This window comes from Anaerococcoides asporogena, assembly GCF_029590275.1.
In the GTDB taxonomy this organism is placed as follows: domain Bacteria; phylum Bacillota; class Clostridia; order Clostridiales; family Clostridiaceae; genus JG1575.
On record NZ_CP120965.1, the window covers coordinates 2,561,343 to 2,587,165 of the forward strand.

Here is a 25,823-nt window from a genome sequence, read left to right on the forward strand (position 1 = left end):
AGGCGGGACCCTATGCACGAGAAAAAAATTCGGAGGAAATCCTTTGATTTAAGTATATGAAAAAAAGCCTGACCCAGTTGTGAAAAGAGTGTTGTTCACGTTTTATTTTCACTTAAAAAAACAGACCGATCCGTCAAGGATCAGTCTGCTTTCCGTTTTAGAATGGGGCGAAGGCATTGTCAGCCCACCAGTCTTCTTTCAGTTCCTGGTATTTTGCATCGAAGGCATCCCGATGTGAAATCTCCCACTCCTGAAGTTTGTTGAATAACACTTTTTCTTCGTCGGTCTGGGCATCGGCGGCTGCCTTTGCGTAAAATTTCTGAGAGTCATCCTCCATCTTGGTGGCGATAGAGAAAGCAGCCAGTGCGAGAGACAGTTCTGCGGGGGTCAGATTGGAGAACTTAAAGATTCCCGGTGCGGGCACTTCCATCTCAGCCATTTTCAGGTTATCTTCTCTGGAGTTGGACATCAGCTTTTTCAGGTACTCAATATGCTCCAGCTCTTCATTGGCGATATCCAGGAAGGTTTTCTTCACTTCGGGGCTGGTTACCTTTTCCGAATACATCTTATAAAACTGATAACCTTCTACTTCGTTCAGGATGGCCTGCTTGATGATCTCAAGATTTTTCTGGTTTTCCATTTGATCGCTCCTTATGTAAAGTATTACAACCTCATTATAGCGTAAATCCGCCGCAAACTTAGTAACGGTTTCGTTAATTCGGTTACCAGAGCACGCTGGCGGGTTCATTGCCTATCCGATGCAGGAGCAGAGCTGATCAGGATGAGAGGCGATGATGCCGGGCATATCCTCCGGCCAGTCCCAGGATGAAGTAGAACACAAACAGCGGTTTGGGCGACATCCAGTAGCTGTCCAGAATATTACCCAGATAGAATGCGATGATGGCCAGATATACACCATCCATTAAAAAAGATCGGCTGGCGCGGTAAACCTGAGCCTTGGTGATGGAACGCATCATCCGGACCGAACCGCCAATCAGGAGGAACAGCGAAGCCAGTCCCGGAATGCCCTGTTCTGCGGCAAAGCGCAGAAACATGTTGTGGGCATGCCACAGAACTTTGATGTCATAATTGTTGAACATCTGGGGATTTGCTTCAAAAATTCGGACATAGCCCACCCGAAAGGCGTTGGCGCCCACTCCGAAGAACGGGTTTTCCCGAAACAGCATGGAAGCGACATGCCATACTTTGACCCGCTGAACATTCTGTTCGTAGGAGAAAATATCCAGCACCCGCTGCTGCAGCGTGGGGGTGACCACCACCACCATCGCCAGGAGTGCCAGCACCAGAATATACTTGGGATTATATTTCCAGATGATATAGATCAGCATCACGCCGATCACCACAATGCTTGAGCGGGACTGCGAAGTCAGGATTCCAGCCAGGCTGAACAGGGCCAGAACACCATACAGAAAGCGGCTTTTCCAACCCACGGCACTGCGCACCAACGAAGCGCAGATCAGAAAAAACATCATGGCAATGATGCCGAGATTGTTCGAATTTTCTATGGTTGAAATGAAGCGGTCGCGCACAATGGCCTCGTGCCTGACATAAGCCGAGGCATACTGCCAGACCAGGTAACCCATCGTTCCGGCGATGGCCAGTGTAAATGCCTGGAACAGCCGTTTTCGGTAATGATCCTCGTTAAACTCGTATTTCATGGCCAGATATAGAATCAGCAGGTAAAAATACATCAGGCTGTTGCCCAGCGTATCGAGCCTGGCTTCCGACCAGATGGCGGAAATAAATGACCATAGTGGGATAAACACCATGGCGAGGGTCGTTCTGCTGTATCTGGCGTCACGCAGGCCTTCGACCAGACGCTGTCGGGCCGGGGCATATAAATATAAGTAAATGCCGTACAAAACCAGCACACTGCATCCCAGCAGGATCGACTCACCGTATTCCAGCAGGAGAGATCCGACCACAAAAATCAGCAGCAGGCTGAACATGGCGGGACGGCTGTATGTATCTATGTAATTCCTTGATCTTAAGGTATAAGTCATTTGATCACCTCAGTCATTCCATTCTAAGTCCCGGCCTGTGTCTAGTCAAATTGCACGAAAGCGGATCCATGATCCCAGGTCCTCCGAGCTGCCGCCAGGGTCATATCTCTGCCTTGGTTCATATTCCTGAACATAAAGAAAGGGTCTGATCACTTTCGTGTCAAACCCTTCGATCGTTAAATTCCTCGAGCCGGTCTTAGAGCAGGATTGCTCCGACTGGGCAGCTGTCAGCTGCTTCCTGAGCGGCTGGATCTGAAGTTTCAGCAACCAGAGCAACTGCTTTTCCGTCGTCTTCCATTTCGAAGATTTCAGGAGCAATGCTTGGGCAAAGGCCGCAACCGATACATAAGTCTTTATCAACTACTGGATTCATATAATACACCCCCGTGTTTTTTTTACATATCCATTATAACATCAGAAACCGCTTCGTAAAGGATTCCCCTGGATACAATATAAATAATATCGTTTTCTGGAATCCTGTCAAGCAGAATTGAAAATGCATCTTAAGTGTCTGGACTGCATCTGAAGCGGAAACTGCCGGCGCCTTTGATTTCGAACTTCCTGAACCATTGAGGCATCAGGAAAACTGGCTTTCCGATGGATTACTCACGAATCATCAGATCTTCCTCAATGAACTCGAAGGTGACTGAACCGGACTGGCTGCTCCCTCTGATGGAATGCTGCCCTTCTCCCGCAGTACCCGATGCTTCCAGCTCCGCATCATCCTGATGCACCCGGACATCGCCGGATTCACTCGTAAAGCGGTATGCCAGATCAGAACCTCTGTAGTAAATCTCCATATGACCGGAATCCGTGGTCAGCACAAGATCATTCGTCAGATCGCCGAAATTAAGGCTGATTGAGCCGGATTTCGTCTTGAGGGATCCAGATAAATCCTCTCCCATAATATCGATGGAGCCACTGTCGGTCCGACACTGGAACTCCATGGGATCATCATTGAGAATCAGAATATCCCCTGAAGTTGTCTTGATTACTGCTTCTGTCAGAGTGGAATCGTAGATATTCAAATTACCGGACTTGGATTCCATCTGGATCCGATCGGCCTCAATTCCGGTAATCTGAACCGAACCTGAGACAGTTGCCAGCTCGAACTCACGAAATTGTTTCGCCGGCAGGGTGACCAGAGCATATAAGCCTGTCGCAGTAGGATTTTCCTTGATGACTGCAGCGACATCCAGATAGAGTGTATCATCCGACTGCCGCCAGGACAGTAAATCGTCCAGCTCATTGGTGACATTTCCCTGAAGCCGGACTTGGAATTCCTCGCCGGATTCAACGGCAATATCCGCAAAGGACGACTTGAGGACAATATTGTGCACTTCGCCTTTGGGTGTTACCGTCATGGTTTGCTCCACGCTGCTGTATTCAGGAACCACTATGTCAATGTTCAGTTTTTTCAGATTCATTTCCACCATCCGTGCCAGATCGGCAACGGACAAACCGGCCTGTTGTGCTGAAATCACGCTCATGGCAAAACCAACCAGGCTTACGAGCAGCGCAAGCACCAGAAAAAGCTTCATTGTTTTACCCATGTCGTACCTCCACTCCGATCATCCGACGAATCATATCAATCACAAATCGAATGACGAGGGTCACTCCAAATATAAACAGAATAAAGAACACCAGCGTAAGCGCTGTGATCCCGATTCCAAAAAATATGATGGATTCAGAAGGGATTCCCTGGATCAAAGTGGCTACTGCCGGCTCAATCTGCGCGATAACCGGAGCAGATGTCACCCCGATTGCCATCACCAGCGCTCCGAAAAGCAGAAGCAGTCCGGTCAGTAAAAATATGCCAAGCCCCACCACTACAGGAAGTCCCACCGTGAGTACGATAATCAACACAATAAGCTGGGTCATGAACGTTTTTTTCATCTGTACCACCCTTGTCCTATTGTTTATTTCAAATGTACCAATGGTTAATTAACCTAAAATTAAAAAAATGGACCTACCAGCAGTAACCTCAAGCTATGAAAATGGCTATTTTGAACAGTTCTCAATAAAATAGCCTACCAGCATATACCTATGTCTATCTATAATTTCTGACGAATTTCTGACGAAATCAGAAAAAATTAAGAGTCTCGCAATGAGACTCTTTTCTTTACAGTTTCCAGTCGTGGCGGTAAGCGCATAAAAAAAGAGTCATATGAAGCTCTCACACACTTCATATGACGTCAGTAGGTTTGTTCTATACTATGGGAGGTAAAGCCATAATACCGAATGTCATTGGGTACACATAGCCCTTTCGGTATAAAGAAGGGAAAAGAATGAAAATCGTATCGGTTCTCAACAACTTTTCTGTCTTTATATTATAATTTTACCTCGACAGATAATCCGCAGTTGAATGTGGATTTTTATCCAATCTCTCATTTCCAAAATGAACCTAAATATCATACTGGGAGTATCTTTAAATCTTTCTTTCATAATCCGTTAATAACTTGTACCCCTTGATACAAGCTCTGGTATTATATTCAAATATTGCAGATTATTTTAATAAATAACGCAATTTAAATCGATTTATGAACGTTAAATCTATTAATAATTACACACTTAAGATACACTTATTCCCAGAGGAGGCTCGTTCTTTTTTTATCAAGAAATCTGGTTTTGATGTGTACGGATATCCTATTGTTCAAATCACAAAGTAGTGATTAAGGGGAGTACTATTTTATGATCCATCGATCTCATCGTTCTTATCTATTCTATTATCCTTTGCGATCTTTCTGACAGCATTTACGGGAATTTCGTTTCAAACCGTTCAGGCTTCACCACAGCCTGCTTCCGAACGATCCGCCCCTCCTTCAGAGGAAGAACTTGGACTAGCTGACAGCATTGATGAAACGGAACTTGTAGAAATCTCATCACTACGCAGCCAAAACTCCAAGACCTTCCGAAATAAGGATGGCATTAATTTTATTGCGCTGTATGAGGATGCCGTCCACTATCGTGATGGCGAACAGTGGAAAAACATTGATAACACAATGAAGCAAGAAAGTACGGTTGATGGGACTGAAACCATCGCCAACATGGCCAATGACTTCTATGTGAAGTTTGCCAAGAATACCAAGGCAAACTTTCTTGGCATGCTTCATAAGGGCAACTATAGCCTCAAGTGGTCCCTCTCGGGGGCAAAGGATTCGGCGGTTAAAAAGGTTGAGTCTGCTTCCCCATCCTCCGATCAAGCTTGGGATTTGCCAGGTGTTCACTCTTCGGTCCGCTATGGAGACATCCTGCCCGCCACGGATCTGGAATATGTGGTTTCCGGCTCTGTCGTGAAAGAAAATCTGATTTTAAAACAGGCGGGACTCCCGACCAGCTATGTCTTCACCTATCAACTGTCTAACTTGATCGCGAAGAAAATAGATTCAAGGATTGTGTTTTATGATCTGAACGATTCTTCGAAGGAAATCTGGGCTCTGACTGCTCCCTTTGTATATGACGGCAAGGATGAAGCATCAGAAGCTGCTCTGTCCCTGAAGGATCTGGGCAACGGCAAGATCGAAGTCACCGTGTCGGTGGACCCGGCGTGGCTGTCTTCGCCTGAGCGCGTCTATCCGGTGGTCATCGATCCGCCGCTGCGGACGTCTTCCCTCACTTCGGATATCCAGGATACCCATGTCTCGCGCCTGGCTCCGGATAAGAATTTTACCACCACCGATTATCTCTCCATTGGTTCCTCCGATACACCGGACAGCCTTTGCCGGGTCTACGTAAAGTTCAATCTTCCCGAGCCTGGACCCATCGGATGTCGTGGTGGATGCCAACCTGAACTTACAGGTACGCAAGTACGAACTAGCCTCTTCCAGCGAGATCTATCTTCATCGGGTAACTTCAGACTGGAGCGATGAGACCATTACCTGGAATAATATACCAACCCACGAAAGCCTGATTGGGGAATATGATCGATTCGCCAAGGCGGATGAGGAAGTTTCCTTTGATGTAACCCAAATGGTACGGGATTGGTATAGTTCAGGTAAAAACTATGGCGTCATGCTAAAAAATGCTGATGAAACAGGGAAGTTCGCTACCTTCTATTCCGGGGGTACCACACTCAGCGGGAAAACTCGGCCATATATTACCATGGCTTACGTGAACAATGATGGCCTGGAGCCTTACTGGGATTATCAGACTGCATCAGCCGGGCGGGCAGGAAGTGTTCACGTCAACTACTTCACCGGCGCACTGACTCTCATTCATCCGGATACCGCAGCTTCAGGCAGCCACCTGCCAGCCCCGGTCAGCCATGTATTTGGCAACACGAAATCCACAGATGCAAAATATGGCTTGGGATGGCGGCTTAACTACAGCCAGACCATTAAAAAGATGATCTTTGGAGGGGAGACCTATTATCGATATTACGATGAGGACGGAACAGCCCATTATTTCAACCAAAGGGATGGGAAATGGCTAGAAGAAAATGACGATCAGTGGGAACTGACGATTAATACCAGCAAACCGGAAGAACAATTTAAACTGGAAGATAAAAGTGGCAATCAGCTGATCTTCCGTTATGACTCGGTCCATGGGCTGCTGTCTAAAATCGCCGATGCCAATGGCAACACTATTCACATCGAAACCGGTGCCAACGGACAAGTAACTCAAGTAACCGATGGAGCCGGAAGAGCTACGAAGTTTATTTACTCAACTGCCGGTCAACTCACCACAATCAAAGCACCGGATGGGAAAGAAACAACCTATCACTATACCAATAACCGCTTAACCAAGATCACTTATCCTGATGGGAAGTCTTCCCTTTATACCTATGACTCAACCAGCGGATATCTGACTTCGGTTCGCAACTTTGACAGCTATGGTTTGAATCTTTCCTATACTTCAGTCAAACCCTATAAAACGTCCAAAATAACCGAAGTTGGGACCAATGGGACGCTGGGAACTTCCATCAGCCTGGTTTATGGATTAAACAACACGAAATTAACGGATGGTACCGGTCGTACAAACATCTATCAGTTCAACAATATGGGAAAAACCATTTCGATCCGGGATCAGGAAGGTTCCGCCTCGTTCTCCGAGTACAACAGTAAAGGCGCAGGCAACTCGAACAAACTGACCCTATCCTCAAAATTGCAGCGCACGGTCATCAACCTCATCCGAAATCCCGGATTGGAACGCGATACCGACTGGTCATCCAATGCAGTGAATGGCTCAATCGGCCAAGTTGAAAAAATCAGTACTATGCCGCTTATGGGATCCTATTCCAAACTGATTTCCAAGACCAACCCTGATGGTCTCCACCAAATCACTCAGAGCCAAACCCTGGAAAAAGGCAAAACCTACACATTGTCTGCTTGGATGAAGCCAACAGAGCTCGCATCCGGCGCTTCTACAGGGGCCTACCTGCGAATTCAGTACACCAATAGTGCGGGCACAGCCAGCTATCAGTACAGCCCCTTTTTATCAGGTACCAGCACGGATTGGGAACGGAGAGAATTCACCTTCACACTGCCCTCTGATGCCGCTTCCACCACGGTATACCTTGGCATTGGAATCCGGGCAACCACAGGAAATCTTCTGGTCGATAACATCCAGCTGGAGGAAGGCACTCTGTCCAACCGTTACAACTTAATCGAAAACGGGGACTTCAGCTATAAGGGATTAGGTTGGATCTCCTGGCAGGATGACTCAACCGATGCAGCGGTGATCACAACTTCCGATCCGGCTCACCCCACATCCTTAAGTGACCAGGTGTATCCCATCAAGGGTGATTCAACACAGAATCATGCTATCGCGCAAAATGTCAAGGTCAGCGGTGGTAAAGGTGACACCTTCGTCTTTGCCGGCTGGGGAAGATCGGACTCATTGCCGGTGGAACCTTACCGCCATTTCTCTCTGTGCCTTGGAATCAATAACACGGATGGCACCACGACGTGGAAAACCATCCATTTCAACGAAGAGACCAAAGACTGGCAGTATCTGGCCGAAGAAGCCGTGGCCGAGAAGCCATATACCTCTGTGGATCTTTTCCTCATGTACTACAAAAACTTAAACACCGGTTATTTTGACGGGCTGCAGCTCTACAAGGAAACCTTTGGAGAATCAACTATTTATGATGAAACTACCGGTAATCTGACCCCCTCAACTGATCTCTCGGGCAACACATCAGAATACGGATATACCACAAATGATGATCTCACCACTGTGACCGATCCTTTGAAGAATACCACCACGGCATCTTATGATGATAATCATCAGGTGACGGGAGTAAAAACAACAGAAGGCGAGAATACCAGTTTCACCTATGACCAATATGGTAATGTCACAAAGACAAAAACTGGAACGACTCCCTTTATTGAAAGTCATTCAAGCTATACCGAGGACGGCAATTTCATCAATACCATGACCGATCCTTTGGGCAAGGTCATCACCTATGATTACAATACCGTCAATGGCTTGTTGAAAAGTCTCACCGACGCAGCTGGAAAAACCACGACCTATACTTATGATGATGCTACCGACCAGCTTAAAGGTGTGTCCAAGCAAGTGGACGGTCAAACAGTGGCAGTAGGTTACACCTATGATGGGGATGACCTGTCAGGCATTAACCACAATGGCTTCTCTTACTCCTTCACGAAGGATGTTTTCGGTCGAGCCACTGGGGTTAAAGTCGGCAGCCAGAGCCTGGTCGGCTACAAGTACGACTCGCGTGGAAATCTGACCACCACGGAGTTTGGCAACGGCCATAAAACATTAGTAGAGTATGATCCTCTGGATCAGGTGAAAGCCTATAAGGTATATAATAGTGGTACGGGAAGCTATGAAACTAAGTTCCGTTATGAGTATGATGCTTCAGGAAACGTCGGCTATGAGTACGATGCGGTAAACAACCTATCTCATCGCTACTTCTATGACATGTCCGATCGTCTGGTTAAAGAAACGGTCAGTGACAGCAGCAGCCTCAGCATGGGCTTTGACCCAAACGGACAAGCGACCCAGATCACGGAGAGCTTTGGCGAGAAAAGCTACAACACCGCCTACACCTATGATAAGGACGGCAAGCTAACTAAATTGACTAATGCCGGTGGATCGATGACCCGTACCTATGACAGCCTGGGTCGCCTGGTCACAATCACGCTTGAGGCAGGATCAACAAATGCGATTACCAGTTACACTTACAAAGCGGGAACTAACGGCAGTACCAGCAACTTGGTCGAGACGGTCACGGATCCGGACAAGACGATAAGTTATACCTATGATGATAACGGCAACATCAAGACCATTAACTCTGCCGGCAAGCTCATCACTTATACCTACAACGAATTAAGTGAACTAGTCCGGGAAGACAATGAAGTAATAAACAAGACGATCACCTATCGCTATGATGCCGGCGGCAATCTCCTGGAGAAGAAGGAATACGCCTGCACTACGGATCCCTTAGGAACCCCTGACAAAACCATCTCCTATGGGTATGCCGATACCAACTGGAAAGACAAACTGACCAGCTTTGACGGCAAAGCCATAACCTATGATGCCATTGGCAACCCCTTAAGCTTTGACGGCTGGACCTATACCTGGGAAGAAGGCCGCCAGCTTAAGACCCTGTATAAAAACGACACCAGCTTAAGCTTCAAGTACAACTCCAGCGGCCTGCGCACGGAGAAAAGTGTCAATGGTATTTCGACCAAATACATCTACCTAGACGGAAAAGTAGCCTTTGAAACCACAGGAACTGAGACGATCCACTACACCTATGACGGAAGTGGGGCGCCCTTCTCCATGACCTATAACGGCAGTGAGTTCTTCTATCTCACGAACCTCCAAGGGGATGTGACAGGACTTGCTGATGCCACAGGCGCCACTGTTGTCAGCTACACCTACGACAGCTGGGGTAAGCTCATGAGCACCACCGGGTCTATGGCAACTACACTTGGTGCAAAGAACCCGTATCGCTATCGCGCATACCATTATGATACCCAGACTGGACTATATTATCTCCAAAGTCGATACTACAATCCTGAGAGCGGTCGATTCATAAATGCAGATAGAGCTGAGATTGTAAACGACCACCATGAAGAATTGAGTAAAAATCTTTTTACCTATTGTAGTAATAATCCAGTTAATAATTTTGATAATACAGGAAATTGGAAAATTCCTAATTGGGCAAAAATTACCATAGGGGCAGTTGCCATTGTAGCAACAGGTGTAATAACCGCTGCAAGTGGTGGTTTAGCAGCCCCAGCAATGTTAGGAGCTCTACAAGTGGCTGGGCATTCTGCCGTTCTTGGCTCAGTGGTTGGCGGATTATCTGGCCTAGTAAAAAATGGCAAGAAGGGAATCATAAGTGGTGCTATTGATGGTGCGATAAACGGTTTTATGTGGGGTGGTGTTGGGGCAGCAGGCGAAACATTTGCATCAAAAGTACTTTCAAAAGCCATTTTTAATGGGAATGGAGGTTACGGGTTTAAAATCGGAAAGAAATTCGAAGCTTTATATAAAAATCCCAGTAAAAAAAGCGGAGGAACTATTATTTCACATGTAAAAAGTAGGGTCAGGCTAGATTTAGACTTCACACATGGTTTGCACGCACACTGGGGTAAAGGAAAAGCAGCTAAAAAAATTCATCGAAGTTTATACCCGTGGAACTTTGGGAAACCGAAAAAATTCTGGTAGAATAAACAAATGACTTAATAATACAAGTCATTAAAACGATAAATTAAAACGAGTTTTTATTTATTTTAAAACTCGTTTTAATTTATCTAAGGCAATTTCCAGGATACCAATATAGGGATAATCATATATACTTCCCTACTTCTAGCCACTGAAGAGCAAATGATATGTTCATAATAATTCTCATTTAATTAAAACATAAATTGCAATAAAAATTTAATAGGAGTTAGTCTAAATGCGCTACAATAAAAAGATCCTTAAAAACGGAATTCATGAAGTTGAAATTACTGGTTTCGATATTGAAACCGCTGAATCAAAAGAATTGTTAAAAACTATTATTAGCCTACTAACCTCTGGAATCGAATATTATTTTCATTTTTCCAATGAAGATAGTTTTTTTCTAGAAGATGATGAACTGGTTAAGTGTAGACACGATGTTCCAAATCAATTCTCTTCTGATAATTATCTAGTACCATTTAAGATTGATGATGAACATTTTGATAGCATTGGTTTTCTGCCAGTCAATAATCAAACCTACGAAAAAATTCTAGACTTTTGGAATTATTTTGAAGGAATGACTTTTTTCACTCCAAAAGATGTTAGCAAGGAATTGTTTAAAAAATCATATAAAATAGAACCGCAAGAAAATGGAGTGGGTTACTTAGATTCTAACTATGCCGAATCTGTGTTTAATAAGGGACATGATAGAGATTCACTTGTATTTTCATATACACCAACCTATGATGATCAGAGTCTTAAAGTCATTTTAGACAGAATTGACAAAGAGAATCATACACGTAATTAGAGGGTTATGAATAATTGCTACTTTTCAGGAAGCAATTGCATAAACCTCGAAAGATATGTAGAAATTGAAGACTTGGTTTTTGTCAAAAAAAGAAGCAAGATGCTTCCTCAGGTTGCGGAAGGAATTCATCACAACAAAACTAACACAGATCATCACCTCAGTGGCTTGCTGTGTTCTCTCCATAATTCTGTCTAGACCATACTTCCGTTTGCTTTCTCCGATTTTGGCTTCCACCATATTGCGATCGCCAGCCTCCTGGACCTCTGCTGCTCGCTGCTGCTGGCGCACCTGAGGATCCTTTGGGGGTCTGCCAAGTGCCGGACCGTTCATTCGGATATTCTTGCTTTTGCAGAATGCCAGGTTGGCTTTGTTTCGATATATCTTATCTGCCAGGATCCTTTCAGGATATGATCCTGTTCTTTCTTTGTAACGCTCAGCACTCTCTTGCAAGGTCAGGGCTTCATTGAAGTTTTCAAACGAAAAATACTCCATTCGCACATACCCATCCACCGTTGAGAGGGCAATTTTCGAACCAAACTCGGTGTTGACGGATGCCTTGCCCCGCTTGATAGGCCTTACCCAGGGCTGGGACACACTGACAATTCGACGTTCGATCCGGTTAATTTTTAACTTCCACATCTCAAACTGCTGATCATGAATCAAAGACAGTGTCTTGAGTGCATCCATCGTCTTTGGGCTGATGGGTTTGTTCATGGCTGGTGAGTCAAAGTATCCCAGGCAGCGTTTCAGCAATCTCAAGAGAATACCCTGTTTTTCTCGGAACTGGGCTGGAGTATTTTTTTTCGATTTGGAGATGCTCAAATAAGCCTGTCTGGCATGATTCAACAATGACTTCTGAGTTTTGGTAATGGGTTTTCCTCGTGTTATTTCTAGATGACGCATGGCTGAACAGACCGCCTCATACAGGAGGCGGATATCCGTCGGGAAGTGGATGTCTTGTGGAACACAGGTAGCATCCAGGATCAACGTACCGCTGTTTGTCTGTACCAAGTCATTGACCGAAGAAGTGCTCGACTCAGAGTCTTTGGGATCGCTTTCCCCCGAATGGCCGCCGCTCGAATCATCATCACTATCATCATTGGACGATGGTTTCTTTAAGGGATTCTGAGCAATAATAGCTTCATTGATTTGGCAAATTTCTGCAGCTGTAAAGCGTTGCCTGAAGTAAGACATCAAGCTGGTATCAAAGGGCAATTCACTTGAGAATTCTTCGAATCCAAGGAAAAACTGAAGATATGGATTTTCACGAACCAGCTCAATCAAATCCGCATCAGAGACATTCAAGGCTTGTTTGAGAAAAAGAGCGCCAAAGGCCAGTCTGGATGAGTATGCCCGGTTGCCACGAGGCCCATTGAACTTAGTGGCATAGATTTCTTCGATGAGATCCCAGGGCATTTGATGGGATAATTTCACCCATCGATTGGAGGGATCAATGCTGACCCCATGGAAACCACTTGGGTATTCAAACACCGAAATTTGACGATTTCTCTTCTTAAAACCCATAAAAATCTCCTGAATACGAGCAAAAATGCTGAAATTTAATGAAAACTTATAACTTTATTATACCAGAAACCAGTTAAAAGTGGCTTGAACACTATGTTCCGGACCCATTCAGCAGTCTCTAATTATAGCTGGTTTAATTGGTAACACCCCCTGGTAGGATCGACATTTAGCATGGTTTTCGCAACATAAACCCCGGATCACTCCGGGGTTTCTCAAATGCTCATATCAAAAAGCTCTCTGCATTCCAGGCACCAGTAGATCTCATCCCGGATCCTACCCATCAGGGATGTCTGTCAGTCCGGGCAGATCGCAGTGCCTGAAAAGTCTGTGTACTGAACCGGACCAGCCAGCTGCTTGTACCTGATTACCGTGTTCAGGTTGACGTGTACCATTCGCCCTTCAGCTTGATACACCGGGTTTCCGGTCCTGAAATACTGATCGATTGCTGCCTTTAAGAAGTCTTTTTCACTCATTTGTCTTACCTCGTTAGTTCGTACATACATTCTAACATGTGGAGCGGACAAAAAAGAAAAGTTTAGAGAAGCACTCTAAACTTAAAAGATGTTATCTCCTTCTCCTATTTGAAATTCTGATAACTCAAATTGAGAAGGATTAATATAAGGAAGAATCATAGGAGCGACATTTGCGACCTTCGTTATATCTGTAATCGCTGATCTTAAGTACGGTGTCAGGGTACCAATACCATTAAACTTAATAAAATTTTGAATCTGCTGTTCGGTTAATGACTCCTTGAATGAAAATTTCCCTACTATTGTCGCTTTCAAACTAAAAGGTCCGTCACTTTCTTCGGGAAACAAATCGATGGACATTTTCACTTGACATGATTTTAAGTCTTTTTGATAACCTATTTTCGCATCAATGTTCCCTTCAATTGTAAATTCATCAAAAATTGGTTTTTCTTTTAATTGGAAAGAAATACTTTCAAAGCGGTAATCATCAAACCTATAGAGTATTTGCTCGTTAGTAATCATGCAGCTACTCCACAGAACATAATTTCATTGAAATCGTTCTTCGTGATACCACCTAATTCCATGGTCAAAAATGGCTTTCTACTAATATACTCTTGCGCCTCCTCGGAATCTGTAAATACATCAGGTAAGTTGCCAAGAGTTGCTGTTTCAGAGTAACCAGCTTCATAAAGTCCCCTTAGCACTTCATCAACCGGGGTTGCGTATAATTCTTCCAAAGCTTTAGCTAATCTTCCCATTTCTTACTCTCCTCTCCAATAATGTTTATGCAATTATTGTCCTTTACACAAACGTAAATATTTTGTCTTCTAATCGTTTTATATTCAGTTACACATGGAATTGTAAAACAATGCCTAACGAAATCAAATTTATCATGGTTATTGTATATGTAATTTAAAACGATACCAGGGGTTACTTTTGCAGATTTTCCAGCTTCCTTAAGTGTTTTTTTAAGTTCATTTCCTATTTTAATAAACTCATCATACTCCACTGTGTTAATTAAATTCAAATAGTTCGAAGACTCTATTAAAACTTTAATAACTCTAATATCATCGCGATCCATTTTGTGTACTCCAAGACAGAAATTAAATGATGCTTTGGCATCTTCTTCCATGAAGTAGACACCTTTGCCAAGATATTTATCATCAACTTCATTACTCGAAGCCGTAAACCCATTGTTCAAGATCCCACTTACGTTATTTTTATGGGTACCGTGAAAACAAAGTTTATTGTATTCCATTGGATAATTTTCCCCTTGAAAAATACATTAGGCCAAAAATGATGGCTTAAATTGTATAGCACAAAAATTAATGATTAATGTTACAACTGAATGAACTTTATTTAATTGGAGAGCATCCTTGGGTATTACAGGTAATCAAAAACTAGGCGAAATCGTAAAAAGTGACTTATTTGGTAACCCCAGGATAGAATCAAGCCCCATGTTACGCATCCTCCATACAGTGGAATAGCTGAAAAATTAAGTTGCCAGCAAGTTAAAATTCAAAAGCCCCCGGATCACTCCGAGGGCTCTTTTAACGTCTTACCTATGATGTCATAACTAGTTTACATACTTGGATCGAGGGCGTCAATGACAATCGGCAGAGCTTCAGGCAGCTCCTGGTCCCACATTTCCTTAACTGCGGTTTCAATATAATGGTTCAATTCGTCCGTAGTAAATCCTTTGATTGCCCAGCCCTGAATCTGACAGGCAAGCCGGGCCAGTGCTTCAGCCTTCTTTTTCTGACCAGGCTCAGTCTTCAGATCATTCTCAACAGATTTCACGGCAATGTCCGCCATCTGAAGCACCAGTTGGATCTCACGGTTGTCCCGATTGCGGTCAATCCACTCTTTGAGTGCTGGTACCAGCACGGCTGTTACCAACAGCATCGCCATCTTAATAACAGCATCCACAATAATCGTTCTTTCAGTCATACTTCTATCCTCCTACTTTTTCAGTACACGCTTGAAAAATGCGAACAGAATCCATACCATGGTATGTTTGCTGATCGGCCCTTTCCAATCTTCGTCCTTTACCAGTCCATTTTCCACTGCCCATTTCTGTGCTTCATCCATAACAGATACCTCCTGTTTTCTTTGTTTGTCCCATTTGATCAGATCGGTCAATAACTCTTCCCAAGGGAATTCTTTGCCCGGATCTGTGATAGATCTGTTGATCGTGTCCACCTCGTAATGACCTAAGATGTGATCCCGGTCAATCAAAAAAGGCTCCTTAAAAGTAGCCTCATACTGCTCGATGATGTATTTGTGTAGCCAAAGCGTTGCCTCGTACTGTGCGGCCGTCAGACGCCCCTGCGTGTCCTCGTGACGCCCTTCATGCTCGATCCCTACTGTATATAGATTTGCCGGCGCAGGCCGTTCCTTGACGATCCTGGCCGACGGTGAGTGCCTCACCGCATGCCAGGTTCCGTGCTTAAGATCGGCCAACTGGTACACCTCTCCCTTGCGGGTAACGAGGAAATGGCAGGACACTTCAGCCTTATAACGCCACACGTCGTCTGTTACTTCCTTCTTCTCGATGTTGGTGAGCCAATTAAGCGTACCAGGCATGAGACCATCAGTGATATGGTTGACAATCACATCCCACTTTTGCGGGGTTTTAAAGGTTGTGTTGCGCCGCAAGGTTGAGATTTTGACATTATAGTTTTCCGCTCTAATTATTGACATCATTTATCCTCCTTAGTTTTTCCGATTCCATACATGTTTCGCAGCCCAGCAACAAGCTCCGACTGTTCGGATTCAATCTTCACTGCATTCGCGTGATGTTCTCCCAGTTTATCTTCCACAAGATCAAATCGTTTATGCATGTCCGATTTTAAGCCCTTCTGATGCTCTCGCAGCTCTTTGAGCATCTCGATATGAAAGTCAAAGATCGTATTGTGACGGCTGAAGGCTTCGTTGTTTTTAGCTACCAGATCATTAGTGACCTTCACTGCCTCGATCATGTCCCTGGCATTGGCCTGCTCTTTCTTCCTTAGTTCATTCTCCTCATTTTTTAACCGGGAACGGATTTCGAGTTGGGTCTTAATCTCTGGCCATATGGCTTTGAAAAGACCCCATACAACAGCGAATACGGCACCTGCAACACCAAACCATTCCGTCAAGAATTTTGCATCCATCCACTCTTCTCCTAACTATTGGACAACTTTCCATCCGGCAGGATAGCCTTCCGGACTCCATACGTTATTGTCGATTGTTGATTCATACACCTTCCCCTTATATAGCACCCGGTCCCCTTTCATGTATGGATTCGTGCTTCCAGGCTGTACCCATTCTTTTGGTGTCCCATCAAGACTTGTCAGTTTTGGCGCATAAAGTGCCGGAGTCTGAGCTGGAATCCAATCTTTTTGAGCAGAATGAGACTGAAGCACAACATAGAGTACGCCCTCTGCCTCCACCAGATCATTCTTCCTGTAAAAGGCAGTCGGGTCATAAGTTCGGATCAGGTATTTCAACTGGCTCAGAGTTTCAGCCGGAGCATTCGCAAAATCAATTAGAGATTTGAGAGCTTCGTTTGATTTACTGATCGAATCAGCTCGGAGCAGGCTTTCCGGGGCACTGGTCAAATCACCATTTAAAACATACCTGCTTACTTCTTCAGAACCAAGGTTATACACATGTTTGATCGCTTCCAGCCTGCCTAACTGCTCATCTGTTAGCGTCACGTCCTCAACCTTCAGATCCGACAATCCTTGAAACCTTGTTGCGTCATCGTCATATTCTGTAATAATCTGCGAATAGGAAACCTTCTTCGTGTAAGGCCTCCATTTGATTCCGTCAAAATACAACATGTTTCCTCCTATACTGTCCTGGTAACACTGGCTTCAACCTCCAAATCATCCCAGATCGCATATCCAGAATTGAGGACACTTGAGTAGAATTTCAGTGTCGTTCCGCTTGATGGAAATAGAGTCGGTGAACCGGTTACCTGATTGCCCCATGCTCCACGGTTAACCCCGGTGAATCCACTCAGTGAGAAGCTGTATGGATCTGGTGCTACTCCGGTCGATGGTCCGTGGGTAGTGTTCTTACGATGGAGCCTGATCTTAACAACCGGGTTAGTGCCACCTTCCAGGAATTCTGCTATTTCTGATCCAAAATCAAAGCAAGCATCTTCCCAATTGGCCATACCGTCCCACTTTCCCTGAGCTGCATTGTTTCCGTAGTAAGTGGAAATGGTGTTAGTGCCATGGTGCTTGGTGTAGATCTTCTTGGGCTTAAAAATAGCCGTGAATGTTTTAGCCGTTGCCGCTGGCGGTGAGTAGGCGGATGTCGTCTTAGTAATGGTCCCACTGGAAAAATAGTGACCATAGCTTAATTCAACCGATCCGGTGCAGTTTGGTGCAGTTCCTCTGGCATAGATCGCTGCACTGCTGGTCCGATATGAATTAGCTCCACAGTTTCCACGATTAGCGATCGCAAAGACCTGAGCAGCATCATAGGCCATAATGGCAAAATTGGTGCGCACAAAGTCACAGTTAGCAACATACACAAAGGATCCTTTGTCTGCTCGAACTCCACCTTCCGTTCCATCGTTGACATCGATGTTCATTCGATCAACCTGGATGTACTTATCCCCGGTTGAGTTGATCGGATGAGTGGCATTGACCCGTTTAATCGTTCCATTAGCTCCGGAGGCTCCACGGATTATAACCCGAGAAGCGTTTCCTCGGGTTGTTATATGTCCATTTAGTTTTGCCCCGGGCTGAAAGAAAATCTCCAGTTCCCCGCCCATGAAGTCATTGATGTATACATTGTCGCTTAGTTCGCCATACACATTGATCAGGATCTTCTTGCCGTTTAAGAACCTTATCCGCTTTCCGTCAGCATCCAAAGATTCCAGCGCTGCAGAAATGGTTTTGATTGATTTAGCTGGTCCCACATCAAAGGTGACATCCGCTGGGAGGATGTTGATAATATCCCCGATAATTGACTCGGATTTAAGCTGGGCAATAACCGCTCCAGCCTCACCAAAGGAAGCAATGGGCTCGTCAATGTCGAGAACTGTAATGCCTCGGTGATTGATATGCGTATTGATATCACTGTTTGAAACTCCAACAAACACACCGTCAATATTGATCCTTGTACGTCCGCTGTAAATTTCTCCAGGTGCTGGAGTCCAGTCACTTTGAACTTTCCCCTTCTCCAGCATGATCCATTCGATTACTGCAGCTCCCGGGGTGTTAATGGGTGGCTGGTAGATACTGATCTTCCGCTCTTTTCCTGTCTGTGGAGTGGGTGCCTGGAATGTGATGGAGTAGATTCCATTGCCATTGTGTCCGAGAATCCCAACGGTCGTCTGTCCGGAATTCATCCATGCGCCAAATTCTTGCCCTGCAGGCTTTGAGCCCTTGAGTGATAGGGTGTACCACTCCCCTGCAATCAGATCCTCATTGGTCGTGTACTCATTGATCAGGTAGCTGGATGATAGGATCATTTCGTTACTGTTTGGGATCAGGTTCTTCCCGCCGATTTTAGAGAACTCCGCCGTCCAGTCATCGAGAGCCTGCGTCACATCAGAAGTTTTAGCAAATTTCCTTTCTCCGCCAATTTCCGTTGCCTGCTCAATCACTCCAACAATTTCAGCTGGGGTAACCTTATGTTCCACAGTGATAACCCGGGTAGTAAGATCTGCCACATCTGCGTTAGTGTCCGCCGGATCATTCACAATGACCCACTTGGACCCATCCCACCGTTTCAGCTGGTTAGGCACCAAAGAGGTGTCTAACCAAAGCTGATTCAGAACTGGATTTGCCGGCTGTGTGGTTGAGATATTGACATCGTTAAGGTCAGTGATTGTAAATTGCCCAACGGCAAGAGGTGCCATTACGACACCTCCACCAGGAACGTTGCCTTTGTATCAACATCCGAATCACCGACGGTGATTGATTTGCCCGTCTTGTAGTCCGTGGCTCCGCCCCATCCGGTTACAAGGGTGCCTGCTGAGTTGTATTTATACCAGCGGTAGGTTTTCGTTCCTCCAGCATCAATTTCGGATCCTGCCTGAAAGAGCTTAGCGGTAAGAGTCGTAGACCCTAAACCGTTCTTAAAGACATCTCCACCGGTTGAAGTAATGGATACCTGAATTGGATCCGACTGGTCAGCAAGGGTAATCGTGTCGATAAAGCTGGTTCCGTTGGTGGGTGAAGCAGCATCCGTGTCCTTGATGTAGACTTTAAAGACTCCGATGTTATTGAATGCTGCCGGGTAGACGGTCAAAGTGTCAAGGTTATAGCCTGTAATTACATTTGCAGCATCGGCGGTAATTTTGCGCCATCCGATTCCGCCGCCCTGATCGGTGGATACAGAAGAATCCATGATGTACCAGGTGTAAGTAACTGAGGTGGTGTCAATCGTGGATCCACGCCACAGTTCAGCTTTCAGTCTCAAGGAACTTACAGAACCATTCTTAAAAACAGCTCCGTCAAGTGCCGTCAATACGGCATCTGTAATACCTGATCCATTTACGACACGAGAGAAGGAGATGTCAAACTTGTGGATCAGATCCAGTCCGGTCGAAGGATCCTTGTAGGTAACTTTACACATGTAGTCCTTACCGGGAAGACCCGCCAGAGTGTTGGCTTTAATGGTCAGGATATGGTTTTTCGTGCCGCTGAAAACATGAGTGGCATTTGCTGTAATGGCAACCTCCGACCCGGTGGTTACGTCATACCACTGAACACTTTGAACCGCTGCATCCGTGATGATATCCGTTGCAGTACCAAGCTTAAACAGGGATGGGGTTAAAACCAGGTTGGATGACGCCCAGTTCGGCTGATACGTACCGTTATCCGGGTTATACATCTGAGTTTTCGGATGATTACTCTGGATATACCCAGTGAGTGTAAGTGCGTCATTATAATCGATGATAGTTATTTGGCCAGTTGCAATTGCCATTTGTTATTCCTCCAAAATTTCGCATTTAAAGGATGCTCGTTGATTTACATCCTCTGCGGTTAGTGTTACCTGTTTTGCTCCGCCAAAATACCGGGTGTTCCTAACTGTATCTCAGCCGGAATCGACTACAAGACGACAGCGGCTCTAATCGGTGACTCCGTAGAAATGGTGTATAAGGTATACAGCCACGTCAACGCTGACATGATGGATCGTGCAGCCAAACTTCTAGAGGGTTTTTAAATTTCTGACGAATTTCTGACGAAAAGACAGATAAACCGCACGGTTGAACGATTCGTAGTTTAACCTAAAATTAAAAGTCGCTGTTATAAAAATATCAAATACCGCGCCAAATGATATCTTCTCCCCAGACTAAAGAATTATTCCCCTTTTGATTCAGTTATTATTTCCAGATTCTGGTTTCGGACTCTAATTTGAAGATTCCAGTGACAGTGCTGCCTGATTCCTGATTCTGATCACGGAGTCCTGATGATAAAGTCCTGATGCTGGATTGAGATCCCCGTATTCTAAATTTTAAGAACGCAAAAAATCAGAAATGAGCAGGCCGATTGGTGAAATTATGACAAATCTAATAACATTCAGCCATTGGGACGAAAACAGGCGAAGATGGGCAAGCATTCCGCGCCAATGCCCATTATAATGATAGATAAGCAGAACCACGGAGGTGACGATATGAACCTGGAACAATTGGAAAATCGCCTGGCCGAGATCTTGAAAGGGAAAAATCTCGGAGGTCCCCGTACCCTGGCCAAGGCATTGATCCGGGAAGGGAGCAAAGACCGCTATTCCCTGGCTTCCATGGAACGGGCACTGGGTCTCGAGATTCCCAAAGAGGCCTTTTACGAGTACGTTGTGACCTATGCCTATCCGGATCAGGCCCGGGCCGTGGACTCCAGAACAGCCCGCCAATTTTCCGGTTTACTGGAAGTCTATTCGGCGTTGACGGACTACTTTAAGACCCTCGGGGGCGATGACTTCATCGGCCGCCACCCCTTCCATTTTTTGACCCGGGATGAACTGGCCAGCCTGCCCGATGACGAATACCGCAGCTTCCTCGAAGCGTTCAGCCGGGACCGGATCTATGAAATTATGAAACTGTCCCGGGAGATCTTTGGCTACAATACGCTGGATCACGTGCTGGGCGTTCATTTTGTCGCCATGCACATCGCGCGCCAGTTCCGCCGGCTTGGATTCAACATCGACCTGGGGCGTGTCTCCGGTGCAGCCGCAGGTCACGACATCGGCAAGTTCGGCGTACTGAAAAAAGACAGCCGACGAGTTCCCTACCTCCATTACTATTATTCGGACCTCTGGTTCCGGCGGCATGACATCCACTATATCCGCAACATCGCCGTGAACCATTCCACCTGGGATCTGGAACTGGAAAACCTGTCCCTGGAATCCCTGATTCTGATCTATTCCGATTTCCGGGTTAAGAATCTCGAGGGTTCTCAGCCGCTTGAGATGCACATCTATCCGCTGGATGAATCTTACGATATTATTCTCCACAAGCTGGACAATGTCACACAGGAAAAAGCCAACCGTTATCAGAAGGTCTACAACAAGCTCCATGACTTTGAGGAGTATATGGAGGCCAGCGGCATCATTACAGATCCCTATTCCCGCGAGACACCGGTATACCGTGAAATCTACCGGGATGACCTGGCCCTGACCTTCGGCGCTCAGCTTCCGCACACGCTCAAATTCTTTGCCGTGCGCCACAACACCAGCATCATGTGGCTGTTGAAGGATGAAAAGAGCCTTGGCACGCTGCTGGAGGAAGCCCGGTCTTCCAACAGCTGGCAGGATCTGCGCGAATATGTCAGAGTTTTTGAAGAATACAAGACGTATCTGACTCAGAAGCAGAAGCTGCAGACCCTGGAATACCTGAAGGAGAACCTGGTCCATCCGGAAGATGACATCCGGCTCCACTCGATCCGGATTATGGGCGAACTGATCGCCAGCTATGATGAGGATTATCGAAAGGAACTGCCGGAGGGAGTTGTCCCGGACACCGGCAGCACCGGCGGTCCGGAACTGTTCCTGGATCTGATGGATTACCTCATTCACCCTCCGGTTCAAACCATCGACAGTCATCGCCACATGCTGGGGCATTCCCTGGGTCAGCTTCTGGCTGCTCTGTTTCCCGAACTTCCGACAAAGGACTCCGCTTATGTGCGAAAATATTCCGATCTGTTCCTGGATCGTTTCGCCAGAGCTCCTCAGGAAGACCCGGAAACATCACTCTATCTTCTGGAAGCAGCCAAATACCTGCCCAAAGCCGCCCGACCCGAAACCATGCCGGTCCTGGCCCATTTTCTGAAACACGGCGACCGCTGGCAGATTATCCTGAGCCTGGAACTGATCGGACGCTACGAAGCGAATGATCTGGACGCTGAGGTCCTGCATCCGCTGCTGACTGGTCTGATCTACCGGGATGAACTTGGCCGAACCGTGACTCAGCTCCTGCTCAAGGTTTCCAACCGCTTCCTGACACCGGAACAGCGGCAGGTGCTGCTGGGCTTCATGGAGAATTCCAAGGACCGGATTCCCATTGTGTTCCTGTCCAACCTCAAGACCGCCACCCACTGGTCCCTCAAGCGAAATCAGCTGAAGCTGCTCCTGTATTTTTCCATTACCCGGGATGATGTGTCCACCATCAATACCGCGATCCATCTTTGCAACCTGATCAAAGTATCCGCCTTTGAAACGGTTCGGCGCAGCGCGGGAAATGCTCTGCTGGCCCTGATGAATCACCTGAATGCCTTCGAACGCAATGAGGTGGTGGTGGAACTGATCCGCGCCCTGGAGATTGAAGGACAGCGCTTCACCCAGTACATCCCGAACTTTTTAGGCCGGGCCATGCTTTATCTGGAAGACCGCGAACTGTCCGAGACCATCGATGACATGGAAGAAAAGATCAAGGTCGCCAAGCCTGAACTGAAAACCCTGATTCTGAACACCGCGGGCACTGCCCTGGCTTTTTACCGTCAGTTCCAGGACAAGTTTCTTAAAGAGCACACAGCAGACCATCTGAATGCCCTGATCGGCATTCTGCTGTCGGCCCTGGCCGACCCGGACAGCCAGGTGCGGCGAACCGCCATGACAGTAATCGGTCGCCGGCTGTTTGCCAATCCCATCCTGTCCATTGATCATCAAGCCGGATTCTTCCACGATCTGGCGAAAAAAATCGTTGTTCTGACCCATGAACAGGATGGCGACTCCCTGACCTTCATGTCCAATGCAGCTGCCTTTAATCATATTTACCGCTTCATGGGCGACCATGAAATGGCTCGGGGCGATCTGAAGGTCCGCGATCGGGGACGGTACGCCTTCTTCGCCGGCTCCTTTGATCCCTTTACGCTGTCCCACAAAGCAATTGCCCTGCTGGCCCGCGACATGGGCTATGAAGTCTACCTGGCTGTGGATGAATTCTCCTGGTCAAAAAAGACCCTGCCTAACAAAGTTCGCCGTCAGATCATCAGCATGAGCATTGCAGGCGAGGAAGACCTCTATCTCTTTCCGCAGGGAACGCCGATCAACATAGCCAATGATCAGGATATCGATCACCTGCGCCAGCTGTTCCATGACCAGGTGACCATCCTGTGCGGGTCCGATGTCGTGCTCAACGCCTCCGCCTACCAGAATCAGAAAGCCGTGGCTGCTCTGCCCCATGTGCTCTTTCTGCGCAATGAGCCGGCCGAACACCTGAACCTCATGAGACAGCGACTCGGCGAGTACCGGATGCTCAATCTGCCGGATGAGCTGAAAACTATCAGTTCCTCGCAAATCCGGGACTACATCGACGAGAACCGGGACATTTCAACGCTGATTGATCCGCTGGCTCAGTCTTATATATACGACAATGGTTTCTATCAGAAAACCCCCATTGAAAAACCAATGGCTCGGTTCAACAACCTGAGGCTGTCCGTCGAAACCAAATTGACGGCGGAACTCGAGCAGGAACTGGCTGGACTGTTCCAGGGGGAACCATCCCTGGCCGGTCTGATCCGGCAAACCCTGGTGAAACCGTCCGGCCGGATTATGATCCTGCGCGATCATGACCGCAACGAGCTGGCCGGACTGGTGCTGGTCCACTGGACTCGAACGTCCATGTTCCTCAAGGAAGTGCCCCATGTATCCCTGGCTGACACTCTGCGTCATTCCACGCTGGGCCGCCTGGCCACCATTGACTATGCCTGGGTGGCAGCTCATGACGAGCAGCGCGATTACCATCAGATTCTTTTAACCGAAGCGCTGTCCTTCCTCATTGCCCGGGACTATGAGAACTGCCTGTACAATCCGAAGCTTCCGGTCAAAGATCCGCGCATTGAAGAGACCCTGAGTCTGTTTAATTTCAGTCGTCTGGACGAAGCAGGCCGGCGGCTCTATATGGTGGACATGACCGCCCCGGTGGTTTTGAACCTGGATTTGGAGAATATTCTGAAAGAGCCCTTCCGCAGCTCCCCCATCATCCGCCGCGCCGTGGTTCGTACGCGCTGCCGCCTGCAAGGCGCCCTGGGCGACCTGTTCCCCGGCAAACTGATCATTCCGCTGGAACCGCTGATGCTCCATCAGGCCATGATCCGGAAAATCACCTCAGAAAACAAAGTCCCGCCGGTGGAAGGTCCCCGGCGAGAACTGGGCAAATACATGTGTGTCCCTTACGGGGATCTCTTGGATGACCACCTCATCCCCAATACCGTCACCAAGTCACTGCATACTGAAAAATACTATGAGACGGATCTGACCACGTTCTCGATTCGGGAACTCCCCTTCTACCTGAACCTGGAAAATCAGGTCAAGACCATCAAGTCCTTCAACCGGGACCTCATCCTGGTAGATACTCTGACTCACAAAGGGTACCGTATGGATGCCCTGAATCCGCTGCTGATCAAGCATGACCTCCGGATCCGCAAAATCATATCCGGCATCGTGTCAGCCCGCGGGCGGGACCTGATTGAAACCATGGGCCACAAAATCGACTCCATCTATTACTTCCCCAGAATTCAGTCATGGTTCAACGAAAACCAGCTGTATCCCTTCCTGGGTGGCGACTCGATGTGGCGGGGCCATTTCCCCGAGCGCAACCTGCTGCCCAGCATCAACCTGATTCTGCCCTATACCTTTCCTTCCTTCCTGACTTCTCAGCCCCGGGAAGAAGTCATCCGCCTCTCAAGGATCTGTCATGAAAACGCCCTGGAGCTGTTCCGGGTCATTGAAACCGAGTATAACCGCCTCAATGCCCGCAAAATGACGCTCAGGAATCTTGGTCAGGTCATCACGATCCCCCGGTCGGTGGATCCCGGCGTCGGAATTCACTATGATCTGACCCAAAGCCCTTCTACCTTTATTCAAAATAATCTGGAAAACCTGATCCGGCTCAATCCCCTGGTGTGACCGCCA

Annotated in this window: 20 protein-coding genes; 4 read left to right on the forward strand and 16 right to left on the reverse strand. The window is 46.8% G+C overall.

Features of this window, described 5'->3' with window-relative positions:
* Positions 1–157: 157 nt before the first annotated feature.
* From P6M73_RS11800 to P6M73_RS11820, 5 genes are all read right to left on the reverse strand, one after another.
* Positions 158–640 carry a ferritin family protein gene (locus tag P6M73_RS11800; RefSeq protein WP_277853248.1) on the reverse strand — a complete coding sequence of 161 codons (483 nt, stop codon included), beginning with the start codon at positions 638–640 and terminating at the stop codon, positions 158–160.
* A 136-nt stretch (positions 641–776) separates the two neighbouring features.
* Complete coding sequence (locus tag P6M73_RS11805) at positions 777–2,024, reverse strand: O-antigen ligase family protein (RefSeq protein WP_277853249.1); 1,248 nt, start codon at positions 2,022–2,024, stop codon at positions 777–779.
* A 196-nt stretch (positions 2,025–2,220) separates the two neighbouring features.
* Positions 2,221–2,397 carry a ferredoxin gene (locus tag P6M73_RS11810; RefSeq protein ID WP_277853250.1) on the reverse strand — a complete coding sequence of 59 codons (177 nt, stop codon included), beginning with the start codon at positions 2,395–2,397 and terminating at the stop codon, positions 2,221–2,223.
* 229 nt (positions 2,398–2,626) lie between these two features.
* The gene (locus P6M73_RS11815) at positions 2,627–3,577 is read right to left on the reverse strand and encodes a DUF4097 family beta strand repeat-containing protein (RefSeq protein ID WP_277853251.1); all 951 of its coding nucleotides are present in this window, start codon (positions 3,575–3,577) and stop codon (positions 2,627–2,629) included.
* Entirely contained in the window at positions 3,570–3,920 is a 351-nt protein-coding gene (locus P6M73_RS11820; RefSeq protein ID WP_277853252.1) for a hypothetical protein, read from the reverse strand. The genes P6M73_RS11815 and P6M73_RS11820 overlap by 8 nt, the downstream gene beginning before the upstream one ends.
* A gap of 1,106 nt (positions 3,921–5,026) precedes the next feature.
* Here P6M73_RS11820 and P6M73_RS11825 point away from each other — a divergent pair.
* The 3 genes from P6M73_RS11825 (at position 5,027) to P6M73_RS11835 (ending at position 11,472) form a co-directional block, all read left to right on the forward strand.
* Positions 5,027–5,893, forward strand: a complete 867-nt coding sequence (locus tag P6M73_RS11825; protein ID WP_277853253.1) for a hypothetical protein — start codon at positions 5,027–5,029, stop codon at positions 5,891–5,893.
* Complete coding sequence (locus P6M73_RS11830) at positions 5,799–10,670, forward strand: DNRLRE domain-containing protein (protein ID WP_277853254.1); 4,872 nt, start codon at positions 5,799–5,801, stop codon at positions 10,668–10,670. The genes P6M73_RS11825 and P6M73_RS11830 overlap by 95 nt, the downstream gene beginning before the upstream one ends.
* Before the next feature lie 232 nt (positions 10,671–10,902).
* On the forward strand, positions 10,903–11,472 hold the full coding sequence (locus P6M73_RS11835) for a hypothetical protein (RefSeq protein WP_277853255.1): 570 nt from the start codon (positions 10,903–10,905) through the stop codon (positions 11,470–11,472).
* A 24-nt stretch (positions 11,473–11,496) separates the two neighbouring features.
* Here the strand turns inward: P6M73_RS11835 and P6M73_RS11840 are convergent, their stop codons facing one another.
* The 11 genes from P6M73_RS11840 to P6M73_RS11890 all read right to left on the reverse strand — a co-directional run bounded on the left by P6M73_RS11840 (position 11,497) and on the right by P6M73_RS11890 (position 20,399).
* Positions 11,497–12,996, reverse strand: a complete 1,500-nt coding sequence (locus tag P6M73_RS11840) for an IS5 family transposase (RefSeq protein WP_277853256.1) — start codon at positions 12,994–12,996, stop codon at positions 11,497–11,499.
* 293 nt (positions 12,997–13,289) lie between these two features.
* Complete coding sequence (locus P6M73_RS11845) at positions 13,290–13,469, reverse strand: hypothetical protein (RefSeq protein WP_277853257.1); 180 nt, start codon at positions 13,467–13,469, stop codon at positions 13,290–13,292.
* 81 nt (positions 13,470–13,550) lie between these two features.
* The gene (locus P6M73_RS11850; protein ID WP_277853258.1) at positions 13,551–13,988 is read right to left on the reverse strand and encodes a protein-export chaperone SecB; all 438 of its coding nucleotides are present in this window, start codon (positions 13,986–13,988) and stop codon (positions 13,551–13,553) included.
* Positions 13,985–14,224, reverse strand: a complete 240-nt coding sequence (locus tag P6M73_RS11855) for a hypothetical protein (RefSeq protein WP_277853259.1) — start codon at positions 14,222–14,224, stop codon at positions 13,985–13,987. The genes P6M73_RS11850 and P6M73_RS11855 overlap by 4 nt, the downstream gene beginning before the upstream one ends.
* Complete coding sequence (locus tag P6M73_RS11860) at positions 14,212–14,724, reverse strand: PARP domain-containing protein (protein WP_277853260.1); 513 nt, start codon at positions 14,722–14,724, stop codon at positions 14,212–14,214. Before P6M73_RS11860 ends, P6M73_RS11855 begins: the two co-directional genes overlap by 13 nt.
* A 323-nt stretch (positions 14,725–15,047) precedes the next feature.
* A complete protein-coding gene (locus P6M73_RS11865) occupies positions 15,048–15,416 on the reverse strand; it encodes a phage holin, LLH family (RefSeq protein WP_277853261.1) in 369 nt (122 codons plus the stop codon).
* Positions 15,417–15,428: 12 nt separating this feature from the next.
* Positions 15,429–16,172: an N-acetylmuramoyl-L-alanine amidase gene (locus P6M73_RS11870; RefSeq protein ID WP_277853262.1), complete on the reverse strand. Its 744-nt coding sequence runs from the start codon at positions 16,170–16,172 to the stop codon at positions 15,429–15,431.
* The gene (locus P6M73_RS11875; protein WP_277853263.1) at positions 16,169–16,621 is read right to left on the reverse strand and encodes a hypothetical protein; all 453 of its coding nucleotides are present in this window, start codon (positions 16,619–16,621) and stop codon (positions 16,169–16,171) included. Before P6M73_RS11875 ends, P6M73_RS11870 begins: the two co-directional genes overlap by 4 nt.
* Positions 16,622–16,636: 15 nt before the next feature.
* The gene (locus tag P6M73_RS11880; protein ID WP_277853264.1) at positions 16,637–17,293 is read right to left on the reverse strand and encodes a carbohydrate-binding protein; all 657 of its coding nucleotides are present in this window, start codon (positions 17,291–17,293) and stop codon (positions 16,637–16,639) included.
* Positions 17,294–17,301: 8 nt separating this feature from the next.
* Complete coding sequence (locus P6M73_RS11885; protein ID WP_277853265.1) at positions 17,302–19,329, reverse strand: hypothetical protein; 2,028 nt, start codon at positions 19,327–19,329, stop codon at positions 17,302–17,304.
* Positions 19,329–20,399 (reverse strand): hypothetical protein, encoded by a 1,071-nt coding sequence (locus tag P6M73_RS11890; RefSeq protein WP_277853266.1) that lies wholly within the window; start codon positions 20,397–20,399, stop codon positions 19,329–19,331. The genes P6M73_RS11885 and P6M73_RS11890 overlap by 1 nt, the downstream gene beginning before the upstream one ends.
* A gap of 690 nt (positions 20,400–21,089) precedes the next feature.
* Here P6M73_RS11890 and P6M73_RS11895 point away from each other — a divergent pair.
* Positions 21,090–25,817 (forward strand): nucleotidyl transferase family protein, encoded by a 4,728-nt coding sequence (locus P6M73_RS11895; protein ID WP_277853267.1) that lies wholly within the window; start codon positions 21,090–21,092, stop codon positions 25,815–25,817.
* The last annotated feature ends 6 nt before the right edge of the window (positions 25,818–25,823 follow it).

Excerpts from the sequence above, each read along its gene's own strand:
- P6M73_RS11810 (WP_277853250.1), bottom strand. The coding sequence starts at position 2,397 with ATGAATCCAGTAGTTGATAAAGACTTATGTATCGGTTGCGGCCTTTGC.
- P6M73_RS11820 (WP_277853252.1), bottom strand. The coding sequence starts at position 3,920 with ATGAAAAAAACGTTCATGACCCAGCTTATTGTGTTGATTATCGTACTC.
- P6M73_RS11800 (WP_277853248.1), bottom strand. The coding sequence starts at position 640 with ATGGAAAACCAGAAAAATCTTGAGATCATCAAGCAGGCCATCCTGAAC.
- P6M73_RS11895 (WP_277853267.1), top strand. The coding sequence starts at position 21,090 with ATGAACCTGGAACAATTGGAAAATCGCCTGGCCGAGATCTTGAAAGGG.
- P6M73_RS11880 (WP_277853264.1), bottom strand. The coding sequence starts at position 17,293 with ATGTTGTATTTTGACGGAATCAAATGGAGGCCTTACACGAAGAAGGTT.
- P6M73_RS11840 (WP_277853256.1), bottom strand. The coding sequence starts at position 12,996 with ATGGGTTTTAAGAAGAGAAATCGTCAAATTTCGGTGTTTGAATACCCA.
- P6M73_RS11845 (WP_277853257.1), bottom strand. The coding sequence starts at position 13,469 with ATGAGTGAAAAAGACTTCTTAAAGGCAGCAATCGATCAGTATTTCAGG.
- P6M73_RS11860 (WP_277853260.1), bottom strand. The coding sequence starts at position 14,724 with ATGGAATACAATAAACTTTGTTTTCACGGTACCCATAAAAATAACGTA.
- P6M73_RS11865 (WP_277853261.1), bottom strand. The coding sequence starts at position 15,416 with ATGACTGAAAGAACGATTATTGTGGATGCTGTTATTAAGATGGCGATG.
- P6M73_RS11855 (WP_277853259.1), bottom strand. The coding sequence starts at position 14,224 with ATGGGAAGATTAGCTAAAGCTTTGGAAGAATTATACGCAACCCCGGTT.
- P6M73_RS11870 (WP_277853262.1), bottom strand. The coding sequence starts at position 16,172 with ATGATGTCAATAATTAGAGCGGAAAACTATAATGTCAAAATCTCAACC.
- P6M73_RS11890 (WP_277853266.1), bottom strand. The coding sequence starts at position 20,399 with ATGGCAATTGCAACTGGCCAAATAACTATCATCGATTATAATGACGCA.
- P6M73_RS11815 (WP_277853251.1), bottom strand. The coding sequence starts at position 3,577 with ATGGGTAAAACAATGAAGCTTTTTCTGGTGCTTGCGCTGCTCGTAAGC.
- P6M73_RS11875 (WP_277853263.1), bottom strand. The coding sequence starts at position 16,621 with ATGGATGCAAAATTCTTGACGGAATGGTTTGGTGTTGCAGGTGCCGTA.
- P6M73_RS11850 (WP_277853258.1), bottom strand. The coding sequence starts at position 13,988 with ATGATTACTAACGAGCAAATACTCTATAGGTTTGATGATTACCGCTTT.
- P6M73_RS11885 (WP_277853265.1), bottom strand. The coding sequence starts at position 19,329 with ATGGCACCTCTTGCCGTTGGGCAATTTACAATCACTGACCTTAACGAT.
- P6M73_RS11805 (WP_277853249.1), bottom strand. The coding sequence starts at position 2,024 with ATGACTTATACCTTAAGATCAAGGAATTACATAGATACATACAGCCGT.
- P6M73_RS11835 (WP_277853255.1), top strand. The coding sequence starts at position 10,903 with ATGCGCTACAATAAAAAGATCCTTAAAAACGGAATTCATGAAGTTGAA.
- P6M73_RS11825 (WP_277853253.1), top strand. The coding sequence starts at position 5,027 with ATGAAGCAAGAAAGTACGGTTGATGGGACTGAAACCATCGCCAACATG.